Source organism: Achromobacter sp. UMC46 (assembly GCF_014170335.1).
Classification (GTDB): domain Bacteria; phylum Pseudomonadota; class Gammaproteobacteria; order Burkholderiales; family Burkholderiaceae_B; genus Achromobacter.
In genome coordinates, this window is the sequence record NZ_LZZS01000030.1 from 1 (window position 1) to 22,994 (window position 22,994).

At 68.2% G+C, this 22,994-nt stretch carries 20 protein-coding genes; 14 read left to right on the plus strand and 6 right to left on the minus strand.

The features are described from left to right. Window positions 1-2 precede the first annotated feature (2 nt). The 4 genes from A9973_RS20045 (at window position 3) to A9973_RS20060 (ending at window position 2,274) form a co-directional block, all read left to right on the plus strand. Window positions 3-449 carry a GNAT family N-acetyltransferase gene (locus tag A9973_RS20045; protein ID WP_255469242.1) on the plus strand — a complete coding sequence of 149 codons (447 nt, stop codon included), beginning with the start codon at window positions 3-5 and terminating at the stop codon, window positions 447-449. A 93-nt stretch (window positions 450-542) separates the two neighbouring features. Then, on the plus strand, window positions 543-911 hold the full coding sequence (locus tag A9973_RS20050) for a hypothetical protein (RefSeq protein ID WP_183015439.1): 369 nt from the start codon (window positions 543-545) through the stop codon (window positions 909-911). A gap of 33 nt (window positions 912-944) precedes the next feature. Next, window positions 945-1,457, plus strand: coding sequence for an RNA polymerase sigma factor (locus tag A9973_RS20055; RefSeq protein WP_183015440.1), 513 nt, complete (start codon window positions 945-947; stop codon window positions 1,455-1,457). A gap of 1 nt (window position 1,458) precedes the next feature. Beyond that, entirely contained in the window at window positions 1,459-2,274 is an 816-nt protein-coding gene (locus A9973_RS20060) for an anti-sigma factor (RefSeq protein ID WP_183015441.1), read from the plus strand. A 22-nt stretch (window positions 2,275-2,296) separates the two neighbouring features. Here the strand turns inward: A9973_RS20060 and A9973_RS20065 are convergent, their stop codons facing one another. From A9973_RS20065 to atzF, 3 genes are read right to left on the minus strand one after another with little or no spacing between them, the layout of a single operon-like run. After that, window positions 2,297-3,028, minus strand: coding sequence for a GntR family transcriptional regulator (locus A9973_RS20065; protein WP_183015442.1), 732 nt, complete (start codon window positions 3,026-3,028; stop codon window positions 2,297-2,299). Continuing rightward, window positions 3,025-6,657, minus strand: coding sequence for an urea carboxylase (gene uca, locus A9973_RS20070; protein ID WP_183015443.1), 3,633 nt, complete (start codon window positions 6,655-6,657; stop codon window positions 3,025-3,027). Before uca ends, A9973_RS20065 begins: the two co-directional genes overlap by 4 nt. A gap of 26 nt (window positions 6,658-6,683) precedes the next feature. After that, a complete protein-coding gene (atzF, locus tag A9973_RS20075; RefSeq protein ID WP_183015444.1) occupies window positions 6,684-8,519 on the minus strand; it encodes an allophanate hydrolase in 1,836 nt (611 codons plus the stop codon). 371 nt (window positions 8,520-8,890) lie between these two features. On the opposite strand from atzF, the gene urtA reads away from it, so the two are divergent. The 10 genes from urtA to A9973_RS20125 all read left to right on the plus strand — a co-directional run bounded on the left by urtA (window position 8,891) and on the right by A9973_RS20125 (window position 20,104). Beyond that, on the plus strand, window positions 8,891-10,144 hold the full coding sequence (gene urtA, locus A9973_RS20080) for an urea ABC transporter substrate-binding protein (RefSeq protein WP_183015445.1): 1,254 nt from the start codon (window positions 8,891-8,893) through the stop codon (window positions 10,142-10,144). A gap of 14 nt (window positions 10,145-10,158) precedes the next feature. Beyond that, window positions 10,159-11,799, plus strand: coding sequence for an urea ABC transporter permease subunit UrtB (gene urtB / locus A9973_RS20085; RefSeq protein ID WP_183015446.1), 1,641 nt, complete (start codon window positions 10,159-10,161; stop codon window positions 11,797-11,799). After that, on the plus strand, window positions 11,796-12,923 hold the full coding sequence (urtC, locus tag A9973_RS20090) for an urea ABC transporter permease subunit UrtC (RefSeq protein WP_183015447.1): 1,128 nt from the start codon (window positions 11,796-11,798) through the stop codon (window positions 12,921-12,923). Before urtB ends, urtC begins: the two co-directional genes overlap by 4 nt. Beyond that, window positions 12,920-13,759: an urea ABC transporter ATP-binding protein UrtD gene (gene urtD / locus A9973_RS20095; protein ID WP_183015448.1), complete on the plus strand. Its 840-nt coding sequence runs from the start codon at window positions 12,920-12,922 to the stop codon at window positions 13,757-13,759. The genes urtC and urtD overlap by 4 nt, the downstream gene beginning before the upstream one ends. 1 nt (window position 13,760) lies before the next feature. Then, window positions 13,761-14,459, plus strand: a complete 699-nt coding sequence (gene urtE, locus A9973_RS20100) for an urea ABC transporter ATP-binding subunit UrtE (RefSeq protein WP_183015449.1) — start codon at window positions 13,761-13,763, stop codon at window positions 14,457-14,459. Between the two features lie 76 nt (window positions 14,460-14,535). Then, a complete protein-coding gene (locus tag A9973_RS20105) occupies window positions 14,536-14,946 on the plus strand; it encodes a DUF2946 domain-containing protein (protein WP_183015450.1) in 411 nt (136 codons plus the stop codon). Between the two features lie 199 nt (window positions 14,947-15,145). Beyond that, complete coding sequence (locus A9973_RS20110; protein WP_183015451.1) at window positions 15,146-17,347, plus strand: TonB-dependent siderophore receptor; 2,202 nt, start codon at window positions 15,146-15,148, stop codon at window positions 17,345-17,347. Between the two features lie 20 nt (window positions 17,348-17,367). After that, a complete protein-coding gene (locus A9973_RS20115; protein ID WP_183015452.1) occupies window positions 17,368-18,915 on the plus strand; it encodes a PepSY-associated TM helix domain-containing protein in 1,548 nt (515 codons plus the stop codon). Window positions 18,916-18,979: 64 nt separating this feature from the next. Further along, the gene (gene arsC, locus A9973_RS20120; protein WP_183015453.1) at window positions 18,980-19,408 is read left to right on the plus strand and encodes an arsenate reductase (glutaredoxin); all 429 of its coding nucleotides are present in this window, start codon (window positions 18,980-18,982) and stop codon (window positions 19,406-19,408) included. A 90-nt stretch (window positions 19,409-19,498) separates the two neighbouring features. Beyond that, entirely contained in the window at window positions 19,499-20,104 is a 606-nt protein-coding gene (locus A9973_RS20125; protein ID WP_183015454.1) for a phosphatase PAP2 family protein, read from the plus strand. A gap of 15 nt (window positions 20,105-20,119) precedes the next feature. Here A9973_RS20125 and A9973_RS20130 read toward each other — a convergent pair whose 3' ends face one another. The 3 genes from A9973_RS20130 to A9973_RS20140 form a co-directional block, all read right to left on the minus strand. Beyond that, on the minus strand, window positions 20,120-21,103 hold the full coding sequence (locus A9973_RS20130; RefSeq protein WP_183015455.1) for a tripartite tricarboxylate transporter substrate binding protein: 984 nt from the start codon (window positions 21,101-21,103) through the stop codon (window positions 20,120-20,122). A gap of 132 nt (window positions 21,104-21,235) precedes the next feature. Further along, window positions 21,236-22,321, minus strand: a complete 1,086-nt coding sequence (locus A9973_RS20135) for a tartrate dehydrogenase (RefSeq protein ID WP_183015456.1) — start codon at window positions 22,319-22,321, stop codon at window positions 21,236-21,238. A gap of 111 nt (window positions 22,322-22,432) precedes the next feature. Beyond that, complete coding sequence (locus A9973_RS20140) at window positions 22,433-22,957, minus strand: methylated-DNA--[protein]-cysteine S-methyltransferase (protein ID WP_183015457.1); 525 nt, start codon at window positions 22,955-22,957, stop codon at window positions 22,433-22,435. Window positions 22,958-22,994 lie beyond the last annotated feature (37 nt).

Here is a 22,994-nt window from a genome sequence, read left to right on the forward strand (position 1 = left end):
CCCTGGCATTGCAACCCGCCACCGACGACGACCTGCCCTACCTGCTGACGCTGCGCAAGTCCACCATGCAGGCGCACCTGCAGCGCGCCGGCGCGCCGCTGGACGACGAGCACCATCTGGCCCGCATCCGCTACCACTTCGACGACGCGCAGATCGTGTGGCTGGACGGCCGGCCCGCCGGCCTGTTCAAGCATTACCGCGACCCGGCCGGCTGGCGCATCGTGCAGATCCAGATCGACCCGGCCTTCCAGGGCCGGGGGCTGGGCCGCCGTCTGCTGGAAGGCGTGCTGGACCAGGCGGATTCGGAAGGCGCGCCCGTCACCCTGAGCGTGCTGAAGGGCAACCCCGCCCAACGCCTCTATGAATCGCTGGGCTTCACCCCCGTCGAGGAGACCCCGCTGGAATTTGAAATGCGTTACGAACCCGGCGCTGTCCGGCCGGCCGGCTGACCTTTGCAAATTCTTTTGGCCGCGCGGAATAAAGCCGCGGCGGCCGGCGTCTGTAGAGGGCAGTCCCCCACTTTCCTATCTACGAGGCACAACATGCGCAATCACATCGCCGCCGCCCTGGTTCTCGGTTCCGCCGCCCTGTTCTCGGCCGGCGCCCACGCCCAGGCCGTCAAGACCCAGGACGGCATCCTGGTCAACAGCGCGGGCATGACGCTCTACACCTTCGACAAGGACGCCGGAGGCAAAAGCGCCTGCAACGACCAGTGCGCCAAGATCTGGCCCCCGGTCACCGCAGCCGCCGACGCCAAGCCGATGGGCGACCTGACGGTCATCACCCGCGACGACGGCTCCAAGCAGTGGGCCTATAAGGGCAAGCCCATCTACCTGTACGCCAAAGACGCCAAGCCGGGCGACAAGATGGGCGACAACTTCAAGGAAGTCTGGCACGTCGCCAAGCCCTGAACCGGCCTGCCCCGACCCGCCGCCGCAGCGACCATGCGCGCCGAAGACGAAGCCCTGATCCTGGCTTGCATCCCCAGCCTGCGGCGTTACGCCCGCGGGCTGACGGGCGACCCCCACCGGGCCGACGACCTGGTTCAGGACACACTGGAGCGCGCATGGAGCCGCTATTCGCGATGGCAGCGGCGCGGGGAACTCCGCGCCTGGATGTTCGGCATCATGCATAACCATTTCATCGACGGCGTGCGCGCCAACAACCGGCGGGCGGACCAGACCGCTCCGGGCGACATGCCCGATGCGCCGGTGCGCGCCACGCAGACCGACCACCTGGAGGTGCGCGACCTGGACCGCTGCCTGCAAGCCCTGCCTGCCGAGCAGCGGGAAGTGCTGTTGCTGATTTGCGTGGAAGACCTGTCCTATCAGGAGACCGCCCAGGTGCTGGACGTGCCCATCGGCACGGTCATGTCCCGGCTGTCGCGCGCCCGTGAAAAACTGGGCGCGCTGATGCAAGGACGCGACACGGTCAGCCGGCTGCATCGCGTGAAATGACATGAACGACAAACACCTTCATCCGGTTCCCGGCACGGGCACCCCCATCACCGAAGCCGATCTGCATGCCTATGCGGACGGCCAGTTGCCGCCTGCTCGCCACGCCGAGGTCGACGCCTTCCTGGCGACGCACCCGCAGGACCAGACCCGCGTGGACGACTGGCAGGCGCAGCGCCGCGCGCTGCATGCGCTGCTGGACCCCGTGCTGGACGAACCGCTGCCGCTGCGGCTGCCGCTCACCGCGCCCGCGCGCCGCTTTCCGTGGCGCGCGCTGGCCGCCAGCGTGGCGATCGCCGCCGTCAGTGCCACCGCGGCCTGGATCACCCGGGGCGCGATGGACGCGCGCCACTTGCAAACCGTGCTGGCCACCGCCAGCCCGGAGCGCGCCGCCGGCGGCTACGCCCAGCGCGCGGCCATCGCCCACGCGGTCTATGCGCCCGACATGGGCCGCCCGGTCGAAGTCAGCGCCGACAACGAGAAGGGCCTGGTCACCTGGCTGACCAAGCGCATGGGCGCGCCAGTGCGCGCGCCGTCGCTGTCGCAAGCGGGTTATGAACTGGTGGGCGGCCGCCTGTTGCCCGGCGGCTCGGGTCCGGTCGCGCAGTTCATGTACGGCGGGGCCGACGGCCAGCGCCTGACCCTCTATGTGACCCGCGAAGCCGCTGGCGGACAGACCGCATTCCAATTCACGCAGGAAGGCCCGGTGCGGGTGTTCTATTGGGTCGAAGGGCAGTTCGGCTACGCGCTATCGGGCGCCGTCAGCCGCGAGGAACTGCAACGCGTGTCGCAAGAGGTCTACAAGCAATTGCAGGGATGACGGCCGGCGCGCGCCGGCCGGCCTACCCGCCCGCGCTTTCCCGCGCCGCGTGCAGCATGTGCAGCGTGATCTTGCGCACTTCCGCCTTGCTCATCTCGATATGCGAACGCAGCATGCGCGCCCCTTCGTCCGCGCGGCGCGACAACACGGCGCGCAGGATGGCGGCGTGCTCGTCATAGGTTGCGTCCACGCGGAAATCCTTGGTGAAATCCAGCCGCCGCACGATGCGGATCTTCTCGGTCACGTCGCGATGGATCTGCGCCATCTCCGGGTTGCCGGCGGCGGCCACCAGCGAACAATGGAAGGCCTCGTCCAGCTGCGCCACGAGCCTGCCATCCAGGATGCGCTGCGGCGGCGGCACCAGCCACACGTCCGTCAACGCGCCCAGGATGCCGGTCTCGTCCATGTTTTCGCGTGCGCACAGCTTGTCCACAGCGGCCTGTTCCAGCACCACCCGCACGTCGTACAGCGCCTCGAAGCGCTCGAAGTCGAACGGGCGTACCTGCCAGCCGCTGCGTGGCCGCGCCAGCACGAAGCCTTCGCGCTCCAGCCGGACCAGCCCCAGCCGAACCGGTGTGCGGCTGACGCCCAGCCGCGCCACCAGGTCGGCCTCGGTGAAGCGTTCGCCCGGCAGCATGCGGAAGTCGAACAGGTCGTCCTTGATGCGCTGGTAGACCTGGTCGGCCAGCGACCCGGCCAGCGCGGGCGCTTGCCGGATGGCCGGGCTGACTTGGACGGATTCCAGCCGCATCATCCCGCCACGGTGCAGGTGGCGTCTTCGGCCAGCACGATCAGCGGATCGCCCGCGTTCACGGGCTTGCCGGGCATGCAGCGGATCGCGGTGACGGTGCCTGTGGCCGGAGCGATCACGGACAGCTCCATCTTCATCGCCTCGACGACGACCAGCGTGTCGCCGGCGGATACGCTCTGGCCCACCTGGACCGGGATCTTCCAGATGTTGCCGCACATGTCGGCGCTGACCAGCCGTTCGCCTTCGCGTAGCGCCGTCTCCGGCTCGGGTTCTGCGATGGCGTGCTCGACCACCGCTTCTTCGGTTTTCCACAGGGCCACTTCGGCGTCGAAGGCGCTCTTCTGCCGCGCCTGGAACACGGCGATGCTATCGGCCTGCTCCTGCAGGAAGCGCTGGTGCGCGGCGAAGTCGAACACCTCTTCCTCGATGCGGACCGTGGCTCGGCCTTCGCGGAAATCCTCGCGCAGCACGTCCAGCTCGGCTTCCGTCACCGGGTAGAAGCGCACTTGATCGAAGAAGCGCAGCAGCCAGGGCTTGCCGTCCTGGAACACGGGGTTCTTCAGGAACTTGTTCCAGATGGGCAAGGTGCGGCCGACCAGTTGGTAGCCGCCGGGCGAGTCCATGCCGTAGATGCACATGTACACGCCGCCGATCCCCACCGTGCCCTCGGCCGTGAAGGTGCGGGCCGGGTTGTACTTGGACGTCAACAGGCGATGGCGGGGGTCGATCGGCACGGCGCAAGGCGCGCCCAGATAGACGTCGCCCAGGCCCATGATCAGGTAGCTGGCGTCGAACACGATGTCGCGGACCGCGTCGCGGCTGGCCAATCCGTTGATGCGCTGGATGAAATCCACGTTGTTCGGCAGCCACGGCGCATTGGCGCGCACCGTCTCCTGGTAGCGTTGGACGGCGCCCAACGTCGCCGAATCCTCGAAGGCCATCGGCAGGTAGACGACGCGCGTGGGCACTTTCAGCGTCGCCACGTCGGCCAGGCCCGCTTCGATTTCCAGCAGGCGGGCGATCAGCGCGCCCTGCAGGATCAGCCGGCTGTCGTAGCGGATCTGCAGCGACCGCACGCCGGGCGACAGTTCCTGCACGCCCGCGATGGGGTCGGCGTTCAGCGCGTCCATCAGCAGGTGGATGCGCATGCGCAACGCCAGGTCCAGCACGTTGTCGCCGTACTCCAGCAACAGGTAGCCGTCGCCCGCCTGGCGGTACGACACCGAGGGGCGGGCCCCGTCCGCGGGCAGCGCCGCGACGATGGTCTCGGACGCGGTTGCGGGGACCGGCGACGGCGCGGTGGATGCCGGGGTGACCGCCGACAGCGCCGCTACGCTTTTGTCCTGCGCGGCCTCCAGCGCGACCGCCTGCGGATAGTCGATGCGCACGAAGCGGATGCGGTCGCCCGGCTTGACCTGCCCCACCTTCCAGAGCTCGGCGCGCGCGATGGTGACCGGGCACACGAAGCCGCCCAGGCTGGGGCCGTCGCGCGTCAGGATGACGGGGCTGTCGCCCGTGAAATTGATGCTGCCGACGGCGTATTCGCAATCGTGGATGTTGGACGGATGCAGGCCGGCCTCGCCGCCGTTCTCCCGCGCCCACGTCGGCTTGGGGCCGATCAGGCGCACGCCCAGCCGGTTGGAGTTGTAGTGCACTTCCCAATCGGCGGCGAAGAACGCCTCGATGGCTTCCGGCTGGAAGAAGTCCGGCGCGCCATGCGGGCCGTACAGCACGCCGATCTGCCAGGTGTTGCCGTAGACCGGAACCATGTCGGCCGGCGCGCCTTGCGGCGCCGCCACGGGCGCATCCGCCCGGTCCAGTTCCGGCCGCACCACGGGCAGCATGTCGCCCACGCGCAGCGTGCGGCCGGCGTGGCCGCCGAACTGGCCCAGCGCGAAGGTCGACCGGCTGCCCAGGTAGACCGGCACGTCCAGGCCGTTGCGCACGGCCAGGTAGCTGCGGCAACCCGACAGCGCGCGGCCGGTGGCCAACACCTGGCCCGACCGCACGGCGATGGGCTGCCACATCGGCACTGGTTCGCCGTCCAGCGTGGCCGCGCATTCCGCGCCCGTCAACGCGACGATGGCGTCGCCATGGAAGCGCAGCGTGGGGCCGACCAGCGTGGCTTCGATGCCGGCCGCGCCCTGCGCGTTGCCGACGATGCGGTTGGCCACCCGGAACGCATAGTCGTCCATCGGGCCGGACGGCGGCACGCCGATGTCCCAATAGCCGGCACGGCCGGGATAGTCCTGCACGCTGGTATAGGTGCCGGCTTCCAGCACTTCAATGGCGGCGGGGCGGTAGGCGAAGCTTTCCAGGAAGCGCGTGGACAGCTTGCCGGCGCGGAAGCGCTCGTCGGCGACGATCTGGCGCAGGTAGTCCAGGTTGGTGGCGATGCCGTGCAGGCGCGTACGGGCCAGCGCATCCGCCAGCTTGTCCAGCGCGGCGTAGCGCGTGTCCGCATGCACGATCAGCTTGGCCAGCATGGGGTCATAAAAGGCCGGTACGTCGGTGCCGGTGGCGACCCAGCCGTCCACCCGCACGCCCTCGGGGAACGACACCTCGGTCAACACGCCGGGCGACGGCTGGAACTGGCGCAGCGGGTCTTCGGCGTACAACCGCACTTCGATCGACGCGCCCTGCGGCGCGCGCGACATCGCGGCGATGTCCAGCGGTTCGCCCGCGGCCACGCGCAGCATGCATTCCACCAGGTCCAGACCCGTCACGGCTTCCGTCACCGGGTGCTCCACCTGCAGGCGCGTGTTGACCTCCAGGAAATAGAAGCTGTCGCGCGCGGGGTCGTAGATGAATTCCACCGTGCCGGCGGAACGGTAGTTCACCGATTCGCCCAACTGCACGGCGGCCGCCAGCAGTGCGGCGCGGGTGGCGGCGGGCAGCAGCGGCGCCGGCGTCTCCTCGATGACCTTCTGGTTGCGCCGCTGCACCGAGCAGTCGCGTTCGCCCAGCGCCAGCACGCGCCCGGCGCCGTCGCCGAAGATCTGCACTTCCACGTGCCGCGCGTTGTCCACATAGCGTTCGATGAACGCGCCGCCATCGCGGAAGAAATGTTCGCCCATGCGCTGCACGCTGTCGAACGCCAACGTCAGTTCGGCCTCGTTCTCGCACCGCGACAGGCCGATGCCGCCGCCGCCCGCCGTGCTCTTGAGCATCACCGGGTAGCCGATGCGCTCGGCCTGCGAGAGCGCTTCGCCCAGGCTGGCCAAGAGGCCCGTGCCGGGCGTCATCGGGACACCCGCTTCGGCCGCCAGTTCGCGCGACCGGTGCTTCAGCCCGAACTCGCGGATCTGCAACGGCGTGGGGCCGACGAAGGCGATGCCGGCGGCTTCGCACGCGTCGGCGAATTCCGCGCTTTCGGACAGGAACCCGTAGCCGGGATAGATGGCTTGCGCACCGTGCTCGCGGGCCGCGGCCAGCAGCAAGTCCATGCGCAGATAGCTGTCGGCAGCTTTCTCGCCGCCCAGCGCGACGGCCACGTCCGCGTCGCGTACATGCGCGGCATTGCGGTCGGGATCGGAATAAACGGCCACGCTGCGGATGCCCAGCCGCTTGAGGGTGCGGATGGCGCGGACGGCGATTTCGCCGCGGTTGGCAATCAGAACGGTATCGAACACGATGCGACTCCCTTGGGGTCTGGCGGTTATCGGGGGGTGGCGTTCAGGCTGGCCAGATAGGCGCGCCAGCCGCCAAAGGCGGTGATGTCCCGCGCGTCTTCCAGGCCACGCGGTTCGCAGATGAATCCCTTGACCAGGCGGCCGTCTTCCAGCTCCAGCGTGCCGATGCCCAGCGGCGCGGGAATTTCGGCGACGAACGCGCCGAATGCCGCCGTCGGCACATCCCACAGTTCGACGTCGATGGGCGCGCCGGACGCGGACTTGACCAGCCCCGGCTTGGGCGGCGTGGTGTTGGCCAGGGCGTACAGGCGGTAGTCGGCCGCGGTGCGGGTCTTCTCGGCCAGCACCGCGCGGCGCGAGGTCAGCTGGTGGTTCAGCGGCATGCCCGTCAGGTGCGCGCCCACCACGGCCACGCGTATCGTGCCGGCGGGCGCCTGGTCAAGTTCGATGCCGGCGGGCAACGGCGCGCCGGTGGCCCCCAACGGCAGGCCCTGCTGCGCTTGCCACCGTTTGCCGAACTGCGCCAGGGCGCGGTCCTGCCAAGCCAGCCCGATCAGCGTGATGCCCGTCGGCAAGCCATCGGCGCGCATGCCAGCCGGCACGGCCAGCGCCGACAAGTCGGCCAGATTGGCGAAGTTGGTGTAGACGCCCAGGCGTGAATTCAAGGTGACCGGATCGGCCTCCAACTGGGCGATGGTGTAGATGGAGGGCGACGTCGGCACGGCCAGCGCGTCGAACCCCGCCAGCGATTGATGGATCTGGCGCGTCAACTCGGCGCGGCGGTACTCGGCCTTGAACGCGTCCAGCGCGCTGTAGTTGGCCGCCTGTTCCACGATGCCGCGCACCACGGGGTTGATGACGTCCGGCGTGTCCTTCCACAATGCTTCCACCGCGGCGAAACGTTCGGCCACCCACGGGCCTTGATACAGCAGCGCGGCCAATTCGTTGAACGGCGCGAAATCGATGGCGGCCACTTCGGCGCCTGTCGCCTGCAAAGCGCGCACGGCGTCGTCGAACGCGGCGGCGGCTTGCGTGTCGCCGAAGAATTCCGGCGTGGCCGGGACGGCGATCCGGGGCGCCATGGGCCACGGCAGCGATGCCCCGGCCGGCATGGCGCGCGAATACGGATCGCGCTCGTCGAAGCCGCCAGCCACCTCCGCCACCAGCGCGGCGTCGGCCACGGTCAGCGCAAAGATCGACACGCAGTCCAGGGTGCGGCAAGCGGGCACCACGCCCGCCGTGCTGAGCCAGCCTTTGGTGGGCTTCAAGCCGACGATGTTGTTGAACCCGGCCGGCACGCGGCCGGACCCGGCGGTGTCCGTGCCCAGCGAGAATGCGGCCAAGCCACGCGCCACGACCGACGCCGAGCCGGAGCTCGAACCGCCGCTGACGTAATCGGGATTGAACGTGTTGGCCACGGCGCCATGCGGCGAGCGCGTGCCGACCAGCCCGGTCGCGAACTGGTCCAAGTTGGTCTTGCCCACCAGGATGGCGCCGGCGGCGCGCAAGCGCTGCACGACCGTCGCGTCCTCGGCGGGCGTGTAGGCGAATTCCGGGCAGGCCGCGGTGGTGGGCCAGCCCGCGGCATCGATGTTGTCCTTGATGGCGAACGGCACGCCGTACAGCGGCAGGCGCGCCATGTCGCCGCCGGCCGCCTCCCGCATCAAGCGCAGGCCGTCCAGCTGCTCGTCGAGCGTGGCGCGGTCCACCCGCCGTATCCAGGCGTTGTCCGCCGGATTCGCAGGCGAGGCGGCGTAATCGGCCAACAACGTTTCGGGCTCGGCCCCGCCTTCGCGGTAGGCGGTCTGCCATTGCGCAATCGTCCAACCGGCGGTGTGCTTCTGCGTTGCTGCGGCATTCATGCTGGAATCCTTTCTTGTATACAAGTACGGATTCCCAAGCAATCGCCGTGCCATGTTGGCCGGCTTTTCCGTTTCTCCTCTGGCAGCGCCCTCCCCAACGGTCTAGCCGCAGCTTTCCGGCCGGACCGGCACCTTTGCGCCCGCACCGCAAACGGGCAGGCGGCGCACCTGTTTTGTGCATGCGGCACTGTTTTGATTCCAGCGCGCCCGCCACGCGCCAGCCCCGCTGGTCTGCGTTTACACCCCTCTTCATACAGCGGCAGCCCATCGCCCGCGCACTTGGCACGCCTTTTGCTTTGAAGTCCTGGTTGTCGGGTGTTGTTCAGATCGTTCCTGCCGGCCAAGCCGGCACATTCCATCCAGGAGTCACCATGAAACGCAGACTAGTCTTGAAGCAACTGACCGCCGTGAGCCTGTTGGCCATGTCCGGGTGGATGCCGCAGGTCTTCGCCGCCGAAGACACCATCAAAATCGGCATCCTGCATTCCCTGTCCGGCACCATGGCCATCTCGGAAACGTCGCTGAAGGACGTTGCGCTGATGACCATCGACGAAATCAACGCCGCGGGCGGCGTGATGGGCAAGAAGCTGGAAGCCGTGGTCGTGGATCCCGCCTCGAACTGGCCGCTGTTCGCCGAGAAGTCGCGCCAGCTGCTGTCGCAGGACAAGGTGGCGGTGGTGTTCGGTTGCTGGACCTCGGTGTCGCGCAAGTCGGTGCTGCCGGTGTTCAAGGAACTGAACGGCCTGCTCTTCTACCCCGTGCAATACGAAGGCGAAGAGCTGGAGAAGAACGTGTTCTACACGGGCGCCGCGCCCAACCAGCAAGCCATCCCCGCCGTGGAATACCTGATGAGCGAAGACGGCGGCGGCGCCAAGCGCTTCGTGCTGCTGGGCACCGACTACGTCTACCCGCGCACCACCAACAAGATCCTGCGCGCCTTCCTGCATTCCAAGGGCGTGAAAGACAGCGACATCGACGAGGTCTACACCCCGTTCGGCCATTCCGACTACCAGACCATCGTGGCCAACATCAAGAAGTTCGCCACGGGCGGCAAGACGGCCGTCATCTCCACCATCAACGGCGATTCGAACGTGCCCTTCTACAAGGAACTGGGCAACGCCGGCCTGAAGGCCACCGACGTGCCGGTCGTGGCGTTCTCGGTGGGCGAAGAAGAACTGCGCGGCGTGGACACCAAGCCGCTGGTCGGCCACCTGGCCGCCTGGAACTACTTCGAGTCGATCAAGAACCCGGTCAACGAGGAATTCATCAAGAAGTGGAAGGCCTATGCCAAGGCCAAGAACCTGCCCAATTCCAGCACGGTCGTGACCAACGATCCGATGGAAGCCACCTACGTCGGCATCCACATGTGGAAGCAGGCCGTGGAACAGGCCAAGACCACCGATGTGGACAAGGTGATTGCGGCCATGGGCGGCCAGAAGTTCAACGCGCCTGACGGCTACACCATCGAAATGGACAAGACCAACCACCACCTGCACAAGCCGGTCTACATCGGTGAAATCAAGGCGGACGGCCAGTTCAACGTGGTGTGGAAGAGCAAGGGCCCGATCCGCGCCCAACCCTGGAGCCCGTACATCCCGGGCAACGAAAGCAAGCAAGGCCTCTAAGGGAAACAGCAGCCATGCTCATCGCGGCAATCACACGCTTCTTGCGTCGTTTCCTTCTTGCATGGCTGCTTGCCGTGCCGCTGCTGGCCGGGCCGGCGGCGGCGGCCGGCGTGGACCCGGCCTTGCTGGCGCCGCTGGCCGGCGACGACACCGACGCCAAGCTGCAAGCGATTGCCGCGCTGGGCCAACTGCCTGAACCCGCCGCCGCCGCGGTCTTGCAGGCGCTGGGCAACGACCAGCTCTACGCGACGGCCGACGGGCGCGTGCTGATCGGCGCGGGCGCCACGGGTGGCAAACAAGCCACCGATCCCGTGACCGGCGCGTCCGCCGAACTGCCCGCGGGCAGCGGCACCGTCACCATCAACAACCGCCTGCGCCGCGCCATCGAGGCCGCGCTGGCGGGCTCGCGTCTGTTCTCGGACAACCCCGACGAACGCCTGGCCGCCGCGCGCCGGCTGCAGCAGACCGGCGACCCCGCGCGCTTGCCGATGCTTGAAAAGGCGCTGGCGTCCGAAAAGAACGAGGCCGTGCGCGACGCGCTGCTGATCGCGCAGGCCAACCTGGAATTGAAAAGCGCCGACCCGGCCAAGCGGCGCCATGCCGTGGAATTGCTGGGCGCGACGCGCAATGCCGCTTTCCGCCCGACGCTTGCCGCGCTGACGCAGGAACAGGGCGGCGTGTACGCCGAGCCCGATGCCGGCGTGCGCGACGCCGCCGTGAACGCGTTGAAGCAAATCGACCGCCACCTGGCCACGATCGAATGGGCGGGCAACCTCTTCTACGGCATCAGCCTGGGCAGCGTGCTGCTGCTTGCCGCGCTGGGCCTGGCCATCACGTTCGGCCTGATGGGCGTCATCAACATGGCGCACGGCGAACTGCTGATGATCGGCGCCTACGTGACGTATGTGGTGCAGACGCTGTTCCGCGCGTGGCTGCCGGGCTGGCTGGACTGGTATGTGGTGGCCGCGCTGCCGCTGGCCTTCGCCGTGACGGCGCTGGTCGGCATGGCGCTGGAACGCACCGTCATCCGCTGGCTCTACGGCCGTCCGCTGGAGACGCTGCTGGCCACCTGGGGCATCAGCCTGATGCTGATGCAGGGCGTGCGCACGCTGTTCGGCGCGCAGAACGTGGAAGTGGGCAATCCCAGCTGGATGTCCGGCGGCTTCACGGTGCTGGGTGGCCTGGTGCTGACCTACAACCGGCTGGTGATCATCGGCTTCGCCTTCTTCGTGGTGTTCCTGGTGTGGGTGCTGCTGAACCACACGCGGCTGGGCCTGTTCGTGCGGGCCATCACGCAGAACCGGCGCATGGCCGACTGCGTGGGCGTGCCTACCGGACGCGTAGACATGCTGGCCTTCGGCCTGGGTTCCGGCATTGCGGGACTGGCCGGCGTGGCGCTGTCGCAGCTGGGCAACGTGGGCCCCGACCTGGGCCGCGGCTACATCGTCGATTCCTTCATGGTCGTGGTGCTGGGCGGCGTGGGCCAGTTGGCCGGCACCGTCATCGCCGCGATGGGGCTGGGCGGCGTCAACAAATTCCTGGAGCCCTACGCGGGCGCCGTCATGGCGAAGATCACCATCCTGGTGCTCATCGTGCTGTTTGTCCAAAAACGGCCGCAAGGCCTGTTCGCCCCCCGCGGCCGGAGCGTTGAATGAAACAGACCGCGCTGACCGATCTGAACCTGCTGACCCGCCGCCCGCTGTTTTCGGGGCGGGTGTGGACGGCGCTGGCCGTGGCCGTCGCCCTGCTTGCGCTGCTGCCGCTCTTGAACCTCGCGTTCCCGCCCGGCCATGCGCTGCACGTGTCGTCCTACGCCGTCGCGCTGCTGGGAAAGTTCATGTGCTACGCGATGGCCGCGCTGGCGCTGGACCTGGTGTGGGGTTACGCCGGCATCCTGTCGCTGGGCCACGGTCTGTTCTTCGCGCTGGGCGGCTACGCGCACGGCATGTACCTGATGCGCGCCATCGGCCACGACGGCGTCTACCAGAGCAACCTGCCCGACTTCATGGTGTTCCTGGACTGGAAGACCTACCCCTGGTACTGGTCCTTCACCGAACACTTCTGGTACGCCATGCTGCTGGTGGTGCTGGTGCCGGGCGTGCTGGCCTTCGTCTTCGGCTACTTCGCCTTCCGCTCGCGCATCAAGGGCGTGTACTTCTCGATCATCACGCAGGCGCTGACCTTCGCCGCGATGCTGCTGTTCTTCCGCAACGACACCGGCTTCGGCGGCAACAACGGCTTCACCGACTTCAAGCGCATCCTGGGCTTTGACATCACGGCGCCAGGCACCCGCGCCACGCTGTACTGGATCACGCTGGGGGCCCTTGCCGGCGCACTGGTGCTGGCGCGCCTGGTTACGCAATCGAAGCTGGGCCGCGTGCTGACCGCCGTGCGCGACGCCGAAAGCCGGCTGCGCTTCATCGGCTACGACCCGCTGGGCTTCAAGCTCTTCGTCTGGACCTTGTCGGCCGTGCTGTGCGGCATCGCGGGCGCCTTGTACGTGCCGCAGGTGGGCATCATCAACCCCAGCGAGATGTCCACCGAGACCTCGATCGAAATGGTGATCTGGGTGGCGACGGGCGGACGCGGCACCTTGATCGGCCCCATCATCGGCGCCGGCGCGGTCAATGGCCTGAAGACCTGGTTCACCAGCGTGCTGCCGGAATACTGGCTGTATGCGCTGGGCCTGATCTTCGTGCTGGTGACACTGTTCCTGCCCACCGGCATCGTCGGCCTGGCCCGCCGCGTGGCGGCCCGCTTCCAGGAGAACAAGGCATGACCAGCACGCACATCGAATCCGCCGCGCTGGACGGCGGCCCCAGCGGCGACGCCGGCTACGGCCGCGTCAGCCCCAAGGGCGTGGACACCAGCCACGGCGCCATCCTGTACCTGGAAGGCATCACCGTCAGCTTCGACGGCTTCAAGGCGCTGAACGACCTGACGCTGGATATCGGCGTGGGCGAGCTGCGCTGCATCATCGGCCCCAACGGCGCAGGCAAGACCACGATGATGGACGTGATCACCGGCAAGACCCGGCCCACGGCGGGCACCGCCTTCTTCGGCCAGAGCATCGACTTGTCGACCTTGAGCGAGGCGCAGATCGCGCACGCCGGCATCGGCCGCAAATTCCAGCGCCCGACCGTGTTCGAGCAGCACACGGTCTTCGAAAACCTGGAACTGGCGATGAAGACGGACAAGCGGGTGCGGCCCACTCTGTTCTCGCGGCTGACGGGCGAGCAGGCCGACAAGATTGGCGAAACGCTGGACCTGATCCGGCTGCGGCCCGAAGTGTGGCGGCCGGCGGGCCTGCTGTCTCACGGCCAGAAGCAATGGCTGGAGATCGGCATGCTGCTGATGCAGGAACCGCAACTGCTGCTGCTGGACGAACCCGTCGCCGGCATGACCGACGCCGAGACCGAACGCACAGGCGAACTGCTGAACGAACTGCGCGGACGGCACTCGCTGATGGTGGTGGAGCACGACATGGATTTCGTCAACCAGATCGCGGGCGACGGCAAGGTGACGGTGCTGCATGAAGGCTCGGTCCTGGCCGAAGGGCCGATGAGCAAGGTGCAGGCCGACCCGCGCGTGATCGAAGTCTATCTGGGGCGCTGAGATGCTGGACGTGAGCACGATCAACCAATACTACGGCGGCAGCCACACGCTGCGCGGCGTGTCGCTGTCGGTCGCCCAGGGCGAATGCCTGGCGCTGCTGGGCCGCAACGGCGTGGGCAAGACCACCCTGCTGAAATGCGTGATGGGCGTGCTGCCTGTCGCCAGCGGCAACATCGCGTTCGACGGCGCCGACATCACCCGCCTGGCGCCGCACCAGCGCGCCGCGCGCGGCATCGCCTATGTGCCGCAAGGCCGCGACATCTTCGCGCGGCTGACGGTGGAAGAGAACATCCTGATGGGCATGGCGACCCAGCCCGCGTCGCGCGCGCGCCGCATCAAGGAAGAGGTCTTCGAACTGTTTCCCGTGCTGAAAAGCATGTTGTCCCGGCGCGGCGGCGACCTGTCCGGCGGCCAGCAGCAACAGCTGGCCATCGCGCGGGCGCTGGTGGCCGAACCCAAGCTCATCATCCTGGACGAGCCGACCGAAGGCATCCAGCCGTCCATCATCAAGGACATCGCGCGGGTGATCCACATGCTGCGGCAACGGGGCGACATCGCCATCCTGCTGTGCGAGCAATATTTCGATTTCGCCCGCGAGCTGGCGGACAAGTTCGTCGTGCTGTCGCGCGGCGAGGTAGTGGCCAGCGGCGACCGCAGCGCCATCGACGGCGAGGACGTGCGCCGCCACCTGTCGGTCTGAGCCTGCGGCGAAATGCCGCAGGCGGGCCGGGATATCGCGTGCGGACCGCCGATCTGCTCCGATATAATCCGGCTCCATGTGCTTCGCTTCCTTCCTGACCCGCCCCACCTTGTGGATCGCGCTTGCCGCGATCCTGTGGGCGTCGTTGGCGCCGTCGCTTGCGCATGCCCTGAGCCTGTCTCCGGGCCACCACACCCACCGCATCAGCGTCGACTACTGCGCCAGCGAAGGGGAAGCGCCGTCCACCCTGACGCTGGAAGTGCAGCACGACGGCGGCGACGACACGCAAGCCGACGCCCATGGCGACGGCCATCATTGCCCGCTTTGCCGCAACCCTCAGGCCGACGTGGGCATCCTGCCCGCGCCCGTGCCCGTGGTGCCCGCCCCCGTCGGCCGCGGCATCACCTACCCGCCGCTGTTCTTCCTGGCGGCCAATCCCCTTCATGCCTGGAGCGCGGTCCAGCCGCGCGCACCGCCCGCGAACTGACCCGGCGCCGCACTGCCGCCTGACGGCGGAATCTGTCCGCGCCTGCCCGCCTTCGCCGCCGGCACGTCGCCCCCGCGCGCTTTGCGCGCCCGGTCGCGCGCCGTCACCCAGACCCTTGCGACCCGCCTTGTGATCCGTCGTGCCCCGCCTGTCTCCAGGCGGCGCACCGGGCGCACCGGCGAGCCCCCCGGTTCCAGACATGAAGAAAACCACCCGCTACACCCTGCTGCTTGGCGCGCTTGCCAGCGGCTCCGCCCAGGCGCTGACCACCGAACCCGCCGTGGAAACCCTGGCGCCCACCACCGTCTACGGCGCTGGGCAGGACAACCCCGCGCCCAACGGCCCCATCAACCTGGACGCCCGCGACAGCACCGGCAGCCGCCTGGGGCTGACCCTGCGCGAAACCCCGGCCAGCATCACGGTGATCTCGCGCGAGCAGATCGACGCCCGCGGATCGCTGAACACGCAGGACATCGCGCGCGGCATCCCCGGCGTGGACAACGCATCGCCCCCCGGCAACGCCGGCGCAGTCAGCTACCGGGGGTTCTCCGGCGGCCAGGTCACGCAGTTGTTCAACGGCATCTCGGTGCAGTACGACTCGGTCGCCGGACGCCCCGTGGACAGCTGGATCTATGACCGCGTCGAGGCCATCGGCGGCCCCTCCACCTTCCTGTTCGGTGCGGGCGCGGTGGGCGGCGCCATCAATTACGTGACCAAGCTGCCCCAGCGCGACACCTTCTACGACGGCCAGTTCCGGCTGGGCTCGTTCGACAGCCGCCAGCTGTCCGTGGGCTTGAACCAGCAACTGGCCGGCGAACCCGGCGGCCGCGGCCACTACCTGCGCATCGACGCCAACACCGGCTCCAGCCATGGCTGGGTCGACGGCAACCATTCCCGCGCCAGCCAGATCGCGGCCTCGCTGCTGTCCGACCTGGGCGACGACGTGACCCAGACCTTCGCCTTCGAGTACCAGCGCGAACAGGTGGACCGCCCGTACTGGGGCACGCCGCTGAAAACGAACGCGCGGGGCATGGTGCAAGGCGCGGGCCGCATCCTGGACGGCACGCGGTTCAAGAACTACAACGTCAACGACGGCTTGTACGAGCAGTCCGTGCTGTGGGCGCGGTCGCTGACCGAATGGCGCGCAGGCCCGAACCTGACGCTGAAGAACACGCTGTACTACTACCGCGCCGAGCGCGATTTCCGCAACCTGGAGAGCTACCGGCTCAACGCCGGCAACAGCCTGGTGCTGCGGTCCGGCGCGCTGTTGCAGCGCCACGAGCAAAGCCTGCTGGGCAACCGCGTGGAAGGCGTGTTCCGGTCGACGCTTGCCGGCCTGCCCAGCGACTGGTCGTTCGGTGCCGACATCAGCCAGAACAAGATCACGCGCTATCCCACCAGCCTGCCCGCCCAGGTCGACGCCGTAGACCCGTACGACTTTTCGCCTGGCGACTTCTACGACATCCCCGGCATGACGCGTGGCCATTCCGCCGACCGCGACAACCGCATCCGCACGGTCGCGCTGACGTTGGAGAACCGCACCGAAGTGCTGCCCGGCGTGGCGATCGTATCGGCCTTGCGCAAGGACTTCATCGACCTGGACCTGACCAACCGCCGCGCCGTCACGGCGGCGTCCCCCGCCAGCGCATCCCGGCGCTACTCGCCCTTGACCGGACGCCTGGGCGTGAACTGGGAGGTCACGCCCGAGGCCTCGCTGTATGCGCAGTACGCCACCGCGGCGGATCCTCCGTCGGGGCTGCTGGCCACCGCGTCGTTCGCCGACGTGCTGAACAACGACAAGCTCACCACGGGCACACAGGCCGAAGTGGGCGGCAAGTTCAACTTCTGGGACGGCCGGGGTTCCGCCACCGTGTCGGTCTATGAGATCAAGCGCAAGGACATGGCCACGTCCGACCCGGACAATCCCGGCGTCAGCGTGCCGGTCGGCGCGCAGTCGGCGCGCGGCATCGAATTGGCCGGCGGCCTGCGGTTGACCCCCAAGCTATCTCTGCAAGGCAACGTGGCCTTCGTAGACCCGAAGTACGACGACTTCTCGCAATCGGTGGGCGGCGTCGCGGTCTCGCGCAATGGCAATGTGCCCACCAACACGCCCCGCCGCCTCGCCAACGTGTGGCTGGACTACGCCTTCGTGCCGGACTGGAACGCCAGCCTGGCGGCGCGCTACGTGGGCCGCACCTACGCGGACGCCGCCAACACGGTCTGGGCGCCGTCCTACACCGTGTTCGACGCGGCGCTGTCGCACCGAATCAACCGCAACCTGAACGTGACGGCACGCGTGCGCAACCTGACCGACAAGGTCTACGCCGCCAACGCGACGCCGACGATGTTCTACCTGGGCGCGCCGCGCTCGGTGGAACTGGTGCTGCAGGCGCGATTCTGACCCGCGTAAAGGGAGATGCCATGAGCGCCACTTTGATCCGTCCGCCCGGCCGCCCCGCTGGCCCGCCGCTGTCCACCCGCGCCAAGCGCTGGCTGTACCTGATCCACCGCTGGGCCGGCATCGTGCTGTGCCTGTTCTTCGCCATGTGGTTCATAAGCGGCATGGTGATGATGTATGTCGGCTATCCCAAGCTGACGCCGCAGGAACGCCTGACGCACCTGGCGCCGCTGGACGCCGCCACCATCGCCACGGTCACCGTCACGCCCGCACAGGCGTTGGCGGCGGCGGGGCGCGGGGCCGATAACGCCGCCGGCCTGACCCTGGCCGCCACGCGCGGCGGCGCGCCGGTCTATGCCGTGCCCGGCGGCATGCAGGCCGCGCCCAGGATCGTGGACGCCGCCACGGGCGCGCAGCTGCCGCCCGCCGATGCCGGCGTGGCGCAGGCCACTGCCCGTGCCTGGTTCGGCGGCCAATACGCCGCGCACTATCAGGGCACCGTGGACGAAGACGTGTACACGCACTCCGGCGCGCTCAAGCCGCACCGCCCGCTGCACCGCGTGGACATGGACGACCCGGACCGGACGCGGCTCTATGTCTCGTCGGCGACGGGCGCGGTGGTGCTGGACGCCACCCGCAACGAACGCCTCTGGAATTACGCGGGCGCGTGGATCCACTGGCTGTATCCGTTCCGGGGCAACGCGCTGGACCCGTGGTGGCACGACATCGTGGTGTGGCTGTCCGTCGCCGGCGTCGCGGTGGCGCTGACGGGCACCGTCGTGGGGATCCTGCGCTGGCGGTTTTCGCGGCCCTACGCCGGCGGCAGCCGTTCGCCCTACCGCGAAAGCATGATGCGCTGGCATCACCTGAGCGGCCTGCTGTTCGCCGCCGTCACCATCACGTGGATCTTCAGCGGGCTGATGTCGATGAACCCGTGGAAGCTCTTCACCAGCACGGCCGCCCCGCTGGACCGGGCGGCGTATACCGGCGCGGCCACCACAGCACCGTTGGCGCCGCCGCAAGCCTTGACCGCCGCCTTGCCCGCGCCGCCGCGTGAACTCATCTGGGCGCGCGCCGCCGGGCAGGACGTGGTGCTGGCGCGCAGCCCGGCGGGTGCGCCGCAAGTGCTGTCGGCCACGCTGGCAACACCGTATGCCTTCAGCGATTCGGACTTGCGCCAGGCGGCCGCGCATTTGCTGCCCGGCGCGGCGCTGCGCGAGGTGCAAGTGCTGCGCGCCTATGACCTCTACTACTATGCGCGCGATGAACACGCCATGCTGGGCCACATCGAAAAGCCCCTGCCCGTCTGGCGGCTGGTCTACGACAACCCCCAGGCCACCTGGATCTATCTGGACCCGCATACCGGCCTGATCCAGGGCCGCCAGGACCGCAGCAATCGGGTCAGCCGCTGGCTGTTCGCCTTCCTGCACAGCTGGGACTGGACCGGCCTGCTGTCGCGCCGCCCGCTGTGGGATGCGCTGCTGATCTTCCTGAGCCTGGGCGGCGCCGCCCTGAGCCTGACGGGCGTCGTCATCGGCTGGCGCCGGCTGGGCAAGAAGCTGCGCGCCTGAGGGCGCGCGGCGGATGCACTATGCTCACCCTCTTGCAGACGAATCACCGCATCAAGGAGCCACCATGTCCGACGTCACCATTTATCACAACCCCAAATGCGGCACGTCCCGCAATACGCTGGCCATGATCCGCAACGCCGGCATCGAACCCCAGGTGGTGCTGTACGTGGAAACGCCGCCATCGCGCGCCACGCTGAAGGCGCTGTTCAAGCAGGCCGGGATCAGCGTGCGCGACGCCCTGCGCGAAAAAGGCACACCGTACCTGGAACTGGGCCTGGACGATGCGTCCCTGACGGACGACGCACTGCTGGACGCCATCGAACAACACCCGATCCTGCTGAACCGTCCCTTTGTCTCCACGCCGCTGGGCGCCCGCCTGTGCCGCCCCAGCGAACTGGTGCTGGACATTCTGCCGGCGCCCCAGCAAGGCGCGTTCACGAAGGAAGACGGCGAGCTTGTCGTCAACGCCGACGGCAAACGCATCCAGAAGTAAAAGCGGGCGCGGCGGCGCGCTTTGTAAGCGGATTGACGGGAAAGCTATTTACCATCGCGGCTAACGATTATTACCCTGCGATGACGTGTCATGAATTTCATGGAAAGCTTCAACCAGTCCCTTTTTCTGCTGATCAACGCCGATCCGGCCACGCCCGCCTGGCGCATCCATGCCGCCATGCTGGTGGCCAATCAGTTGATCCTGCTGGTGCCGGTGGCGCTGGCGGCGCTGTGGCTGTGGGGTGGCGAGCCGCAGCGCAGCCTGGCGCTGAAGGTGCTGGCGGGCATCGCCGTGGCGCTGTTCGCCAGCTATGTCTGCGGCGCGCTGTGGCCGCACCCGCGCCCCTTCACGATCGGCCTGGGGCAGGCCTTCTTCCCGCACAAGGCGACGTCGTCGTTCCCCAGCAACCACACCCTCATCATCGCCACCTTCGCATGGGTGCTGGTCTTCGACCGGCGCTGGGCAGGATGGGGCTGGGCGACGCTGCTGGCGGCCGCCGTGGTCGGCACGTCGCGCGTCTATCTGGGCGTGCACTTCCCGCTGGACATCGCGGGCGGCCTGATCCTGGCGCCCGTCGCGGCAGGCCTGGCGGCGGCGGCCTGGAACCGCGCCGGCGCACCGCTGACGCGGCTCGTGCAGGGCGTCTATCGCAAACTGCTGGCCCTGCCCATCGCGCGGGGCTGGATCCGCGCCTAGCCGCGCCAGCCGCGATCAGTTGATCGCGACCTTGGCGTCTTTGACCAGCTTCGCGTAGTTCTCGGTGTCGGTCCCGATCCGGGCCCGCATCTGCTCCGGCGTATCGCCGATGGGCACCGCGCCGATCTCCGCCATGCGGCGCGAGAAATCAGGCGACTTGATGATGGCCACCATCTCGGCGTTCAGTTTCGCCACGATGTCCTTCGGGACCGCGGCCGGCGCCAACACCCCGAACCAGGTTCCCATGTTGAACGGCTTCAGCCCCGCCTCTTCCATCGTTGGCACATCGGGCAGCGCCGCCGAACGTTGATTGGTCGTCACCGCCAGCGCGCGCAGCTTGCCGCTCTGGATATGCGCCAGCACCGGCGTGATGGTGTCGAACGACATGTCGATCTGGCCGCCCAGCAGGTCGGTCGTCAACGGGCCGCTGCCCTTGTACGGCACGTGCAGCAGTTGCACATGGCCTTCGTGTTCGAACTGCGCGCCGATCAGGTGCTGGCCGGTGCCCATGCCGTTGGACCCGTAGGTCAGCTTGCCCGGCGCGGCGCGCGCCAGCGTCAGCAGGCTCTGCACATTCTTCGCGTCCACCTTGGGGTTGACCACCAGCACGTTGGGCACCAGCGCCACCGTCGTGACAGGCGCGAAATCCTTCTGGAAGTCGTAGTGCAGGCTCTTGTAGACGCTGGTGGCGATGGTGTGGTGCACCGCGCCCATCAGCAGCGTGTAGCCGTCGGGCGCGGCACGGGCCACGTAGTCCGCGCCCAGGGTGGACCCCGCGCCCGGCTTGTTCTCCACCACCACCGGCTGGCCCAGACGCTTGGCCAGTTCCTGCCCCAGCGCGCGCGCCAGCACGTCCGTCGTGCCCCCTGCCGGGAACGGCACGATCAGGTTCACCGACCGCGCGGGATACGGCTGCGCCGCCGCGACGCCGCCCGCCAGGGGCAGGCTCAACAGGCACGCGAACGCCAGGGCGCGCGCGCGTAAGGCTTGCTTGGACATGCTTGTCTCCTTGGGATACGAATGGACTTCGCTTCTTGTTGTGCCACCGGAAACCGGCCCGGATCTTGCGCCCTGGGTCCGGTTTCGGGGTATTGCTTTCGGGTAATGCCTTCGGGTAGCGCCTGCTTTTTCCTATGCCGCCCGGGCCCGTCCAGCGGCTTCCAGCTGCGCGCAGACCGCTGCCGTCACCTGCTCCGTCGTGGCGTTCCCGCCCAGGTCGCGGGTATGCAGCGCGGGATTCGCGGTCACGCTTTCTATCGCCTGCATCAAGCGCGCGGCGGCGGCATTTTCGCCCAGATGCTCAAGCAGCATGACGACCGACCAAAACGTGCCCACCGGGTTCGCCAAGCCCTTGCCCATGATGTCGAAGGCCGACCCGTGGATGGGTTCGAACATGGACGGGTAGCGGCGTTCCGGGTCGATGTTGCCCGTGGGCGCAATGCCCAGGCTGCCGGCCAGCGCCGCCGCCAGGTCGCTGAGGATGTCGGCATGCAGGTTGGTGGCGACGATGGTGTCCAGCGACGCCGGGCGGTTGACCATGCGCGCCGTGGCGGCGTCCACCAGTTCCTTGTCCCATGTCACGTCCGGGAACTCGCGGCTGACCTGCAGCGCGATCTCGTCCCACATCACCATCGCATGGCGCTGCGCATTCGATTTGGTCACGACGGTCAGCAGCTTGCGCGGGCGCGACTGCGCCAGCTTGAACGCAAAGCGCAGGATGCGCTCGACGCCGGCGCGCGTCATGATCGACACGTCGGTGGCCGCCTCGATGGGGTGTCCCTGATGCACGCGGCCACCCACGCCCGAATATTCGCCTTCCGAGTTTTCGCGCACGATCACCCAGTTCAGCTGTTCGGGCGTGCAGCGCTTGAGCGGCGCGTCGATGCCGGGCAGGATCCGCGTAGGCCGCACGTTGGCGTACTGGTCGAAGCCCTGGCAGATCTTCAGGCGCAGGCCCCACAAGGTGATGTGGTCGGCGATGTCGGGGTCACCCGCCGATCCGAACAGGATCGCGTCCTTATTGCGCAAGGCGTCCAGCCCATCGGCCGGCATCATCACGCCATGCTTGCGGTAGTAGTCGCCGCCCCAGTCGAAGTCCTGGAACTCGAAGCGCAGGCCGTCCTGGCTGGCCAGCGCTTGCAGGATGCGCTGGCCGGCGGGAATGACTTCCTTGCCGATGCCGTCGCCGGGAATGGTTGCGATGCGGTAAGTCTTCATGGGCCGACAGGCCTCCTTGCAGAAAAGAGTCTGTCGGCACTTTACTGAGCGCCAGCGCCGTGGACGGCGCCGGAATTCACAACATCTTCAACCTGAAGTTGAAAGTGGCGGTCAATGCGCGGAATGCCGGGCCTCGTGATCCAGCAGCCAGCGCTTGCGGTGCAGCCCGCCGCCGTAGCCCGTCAGCGAGGCGTTGGCGCCGATCACCCGATGGCACGGGATCACGATGCCCACCGGGTTGGCGCCGTTGGCCAGCCCCACCGCGCGCACGGCCGACGGCCGTTCGATGCGGCCGGCCAGGCCGCCGTAGCTGACGGTCTGCCCGCCCGCGATGCCGCGCAGCGCCTGCCAGACCTGCCGCTGGAAGTCCGTGCCGCCCAGCGCCACGGGAACCCCGTTGATGGCGGCCACGTCTCCGTCGAAGTACGCCTCAAGTGCCCGGCGCGCCGCGGAAGCCTCGCCCGCGTCTTGCACCAGCACGGCGTCTTTCCCATACTGGCGGCGCAGCAGCGTGTGCATGCGCGCTTCATAGTCTTCCCAATCGACCGCGCGCAACCGTTGCTGCGCATCCGTCAGCACCAGCATCTGGCCCAGCGGCGTGGCGACGCGTTCCAAGGAAAATGTGTGGATCGGCATGGCCGGCTCCCGGTGAAGTCTCGATGGGGCCAATATA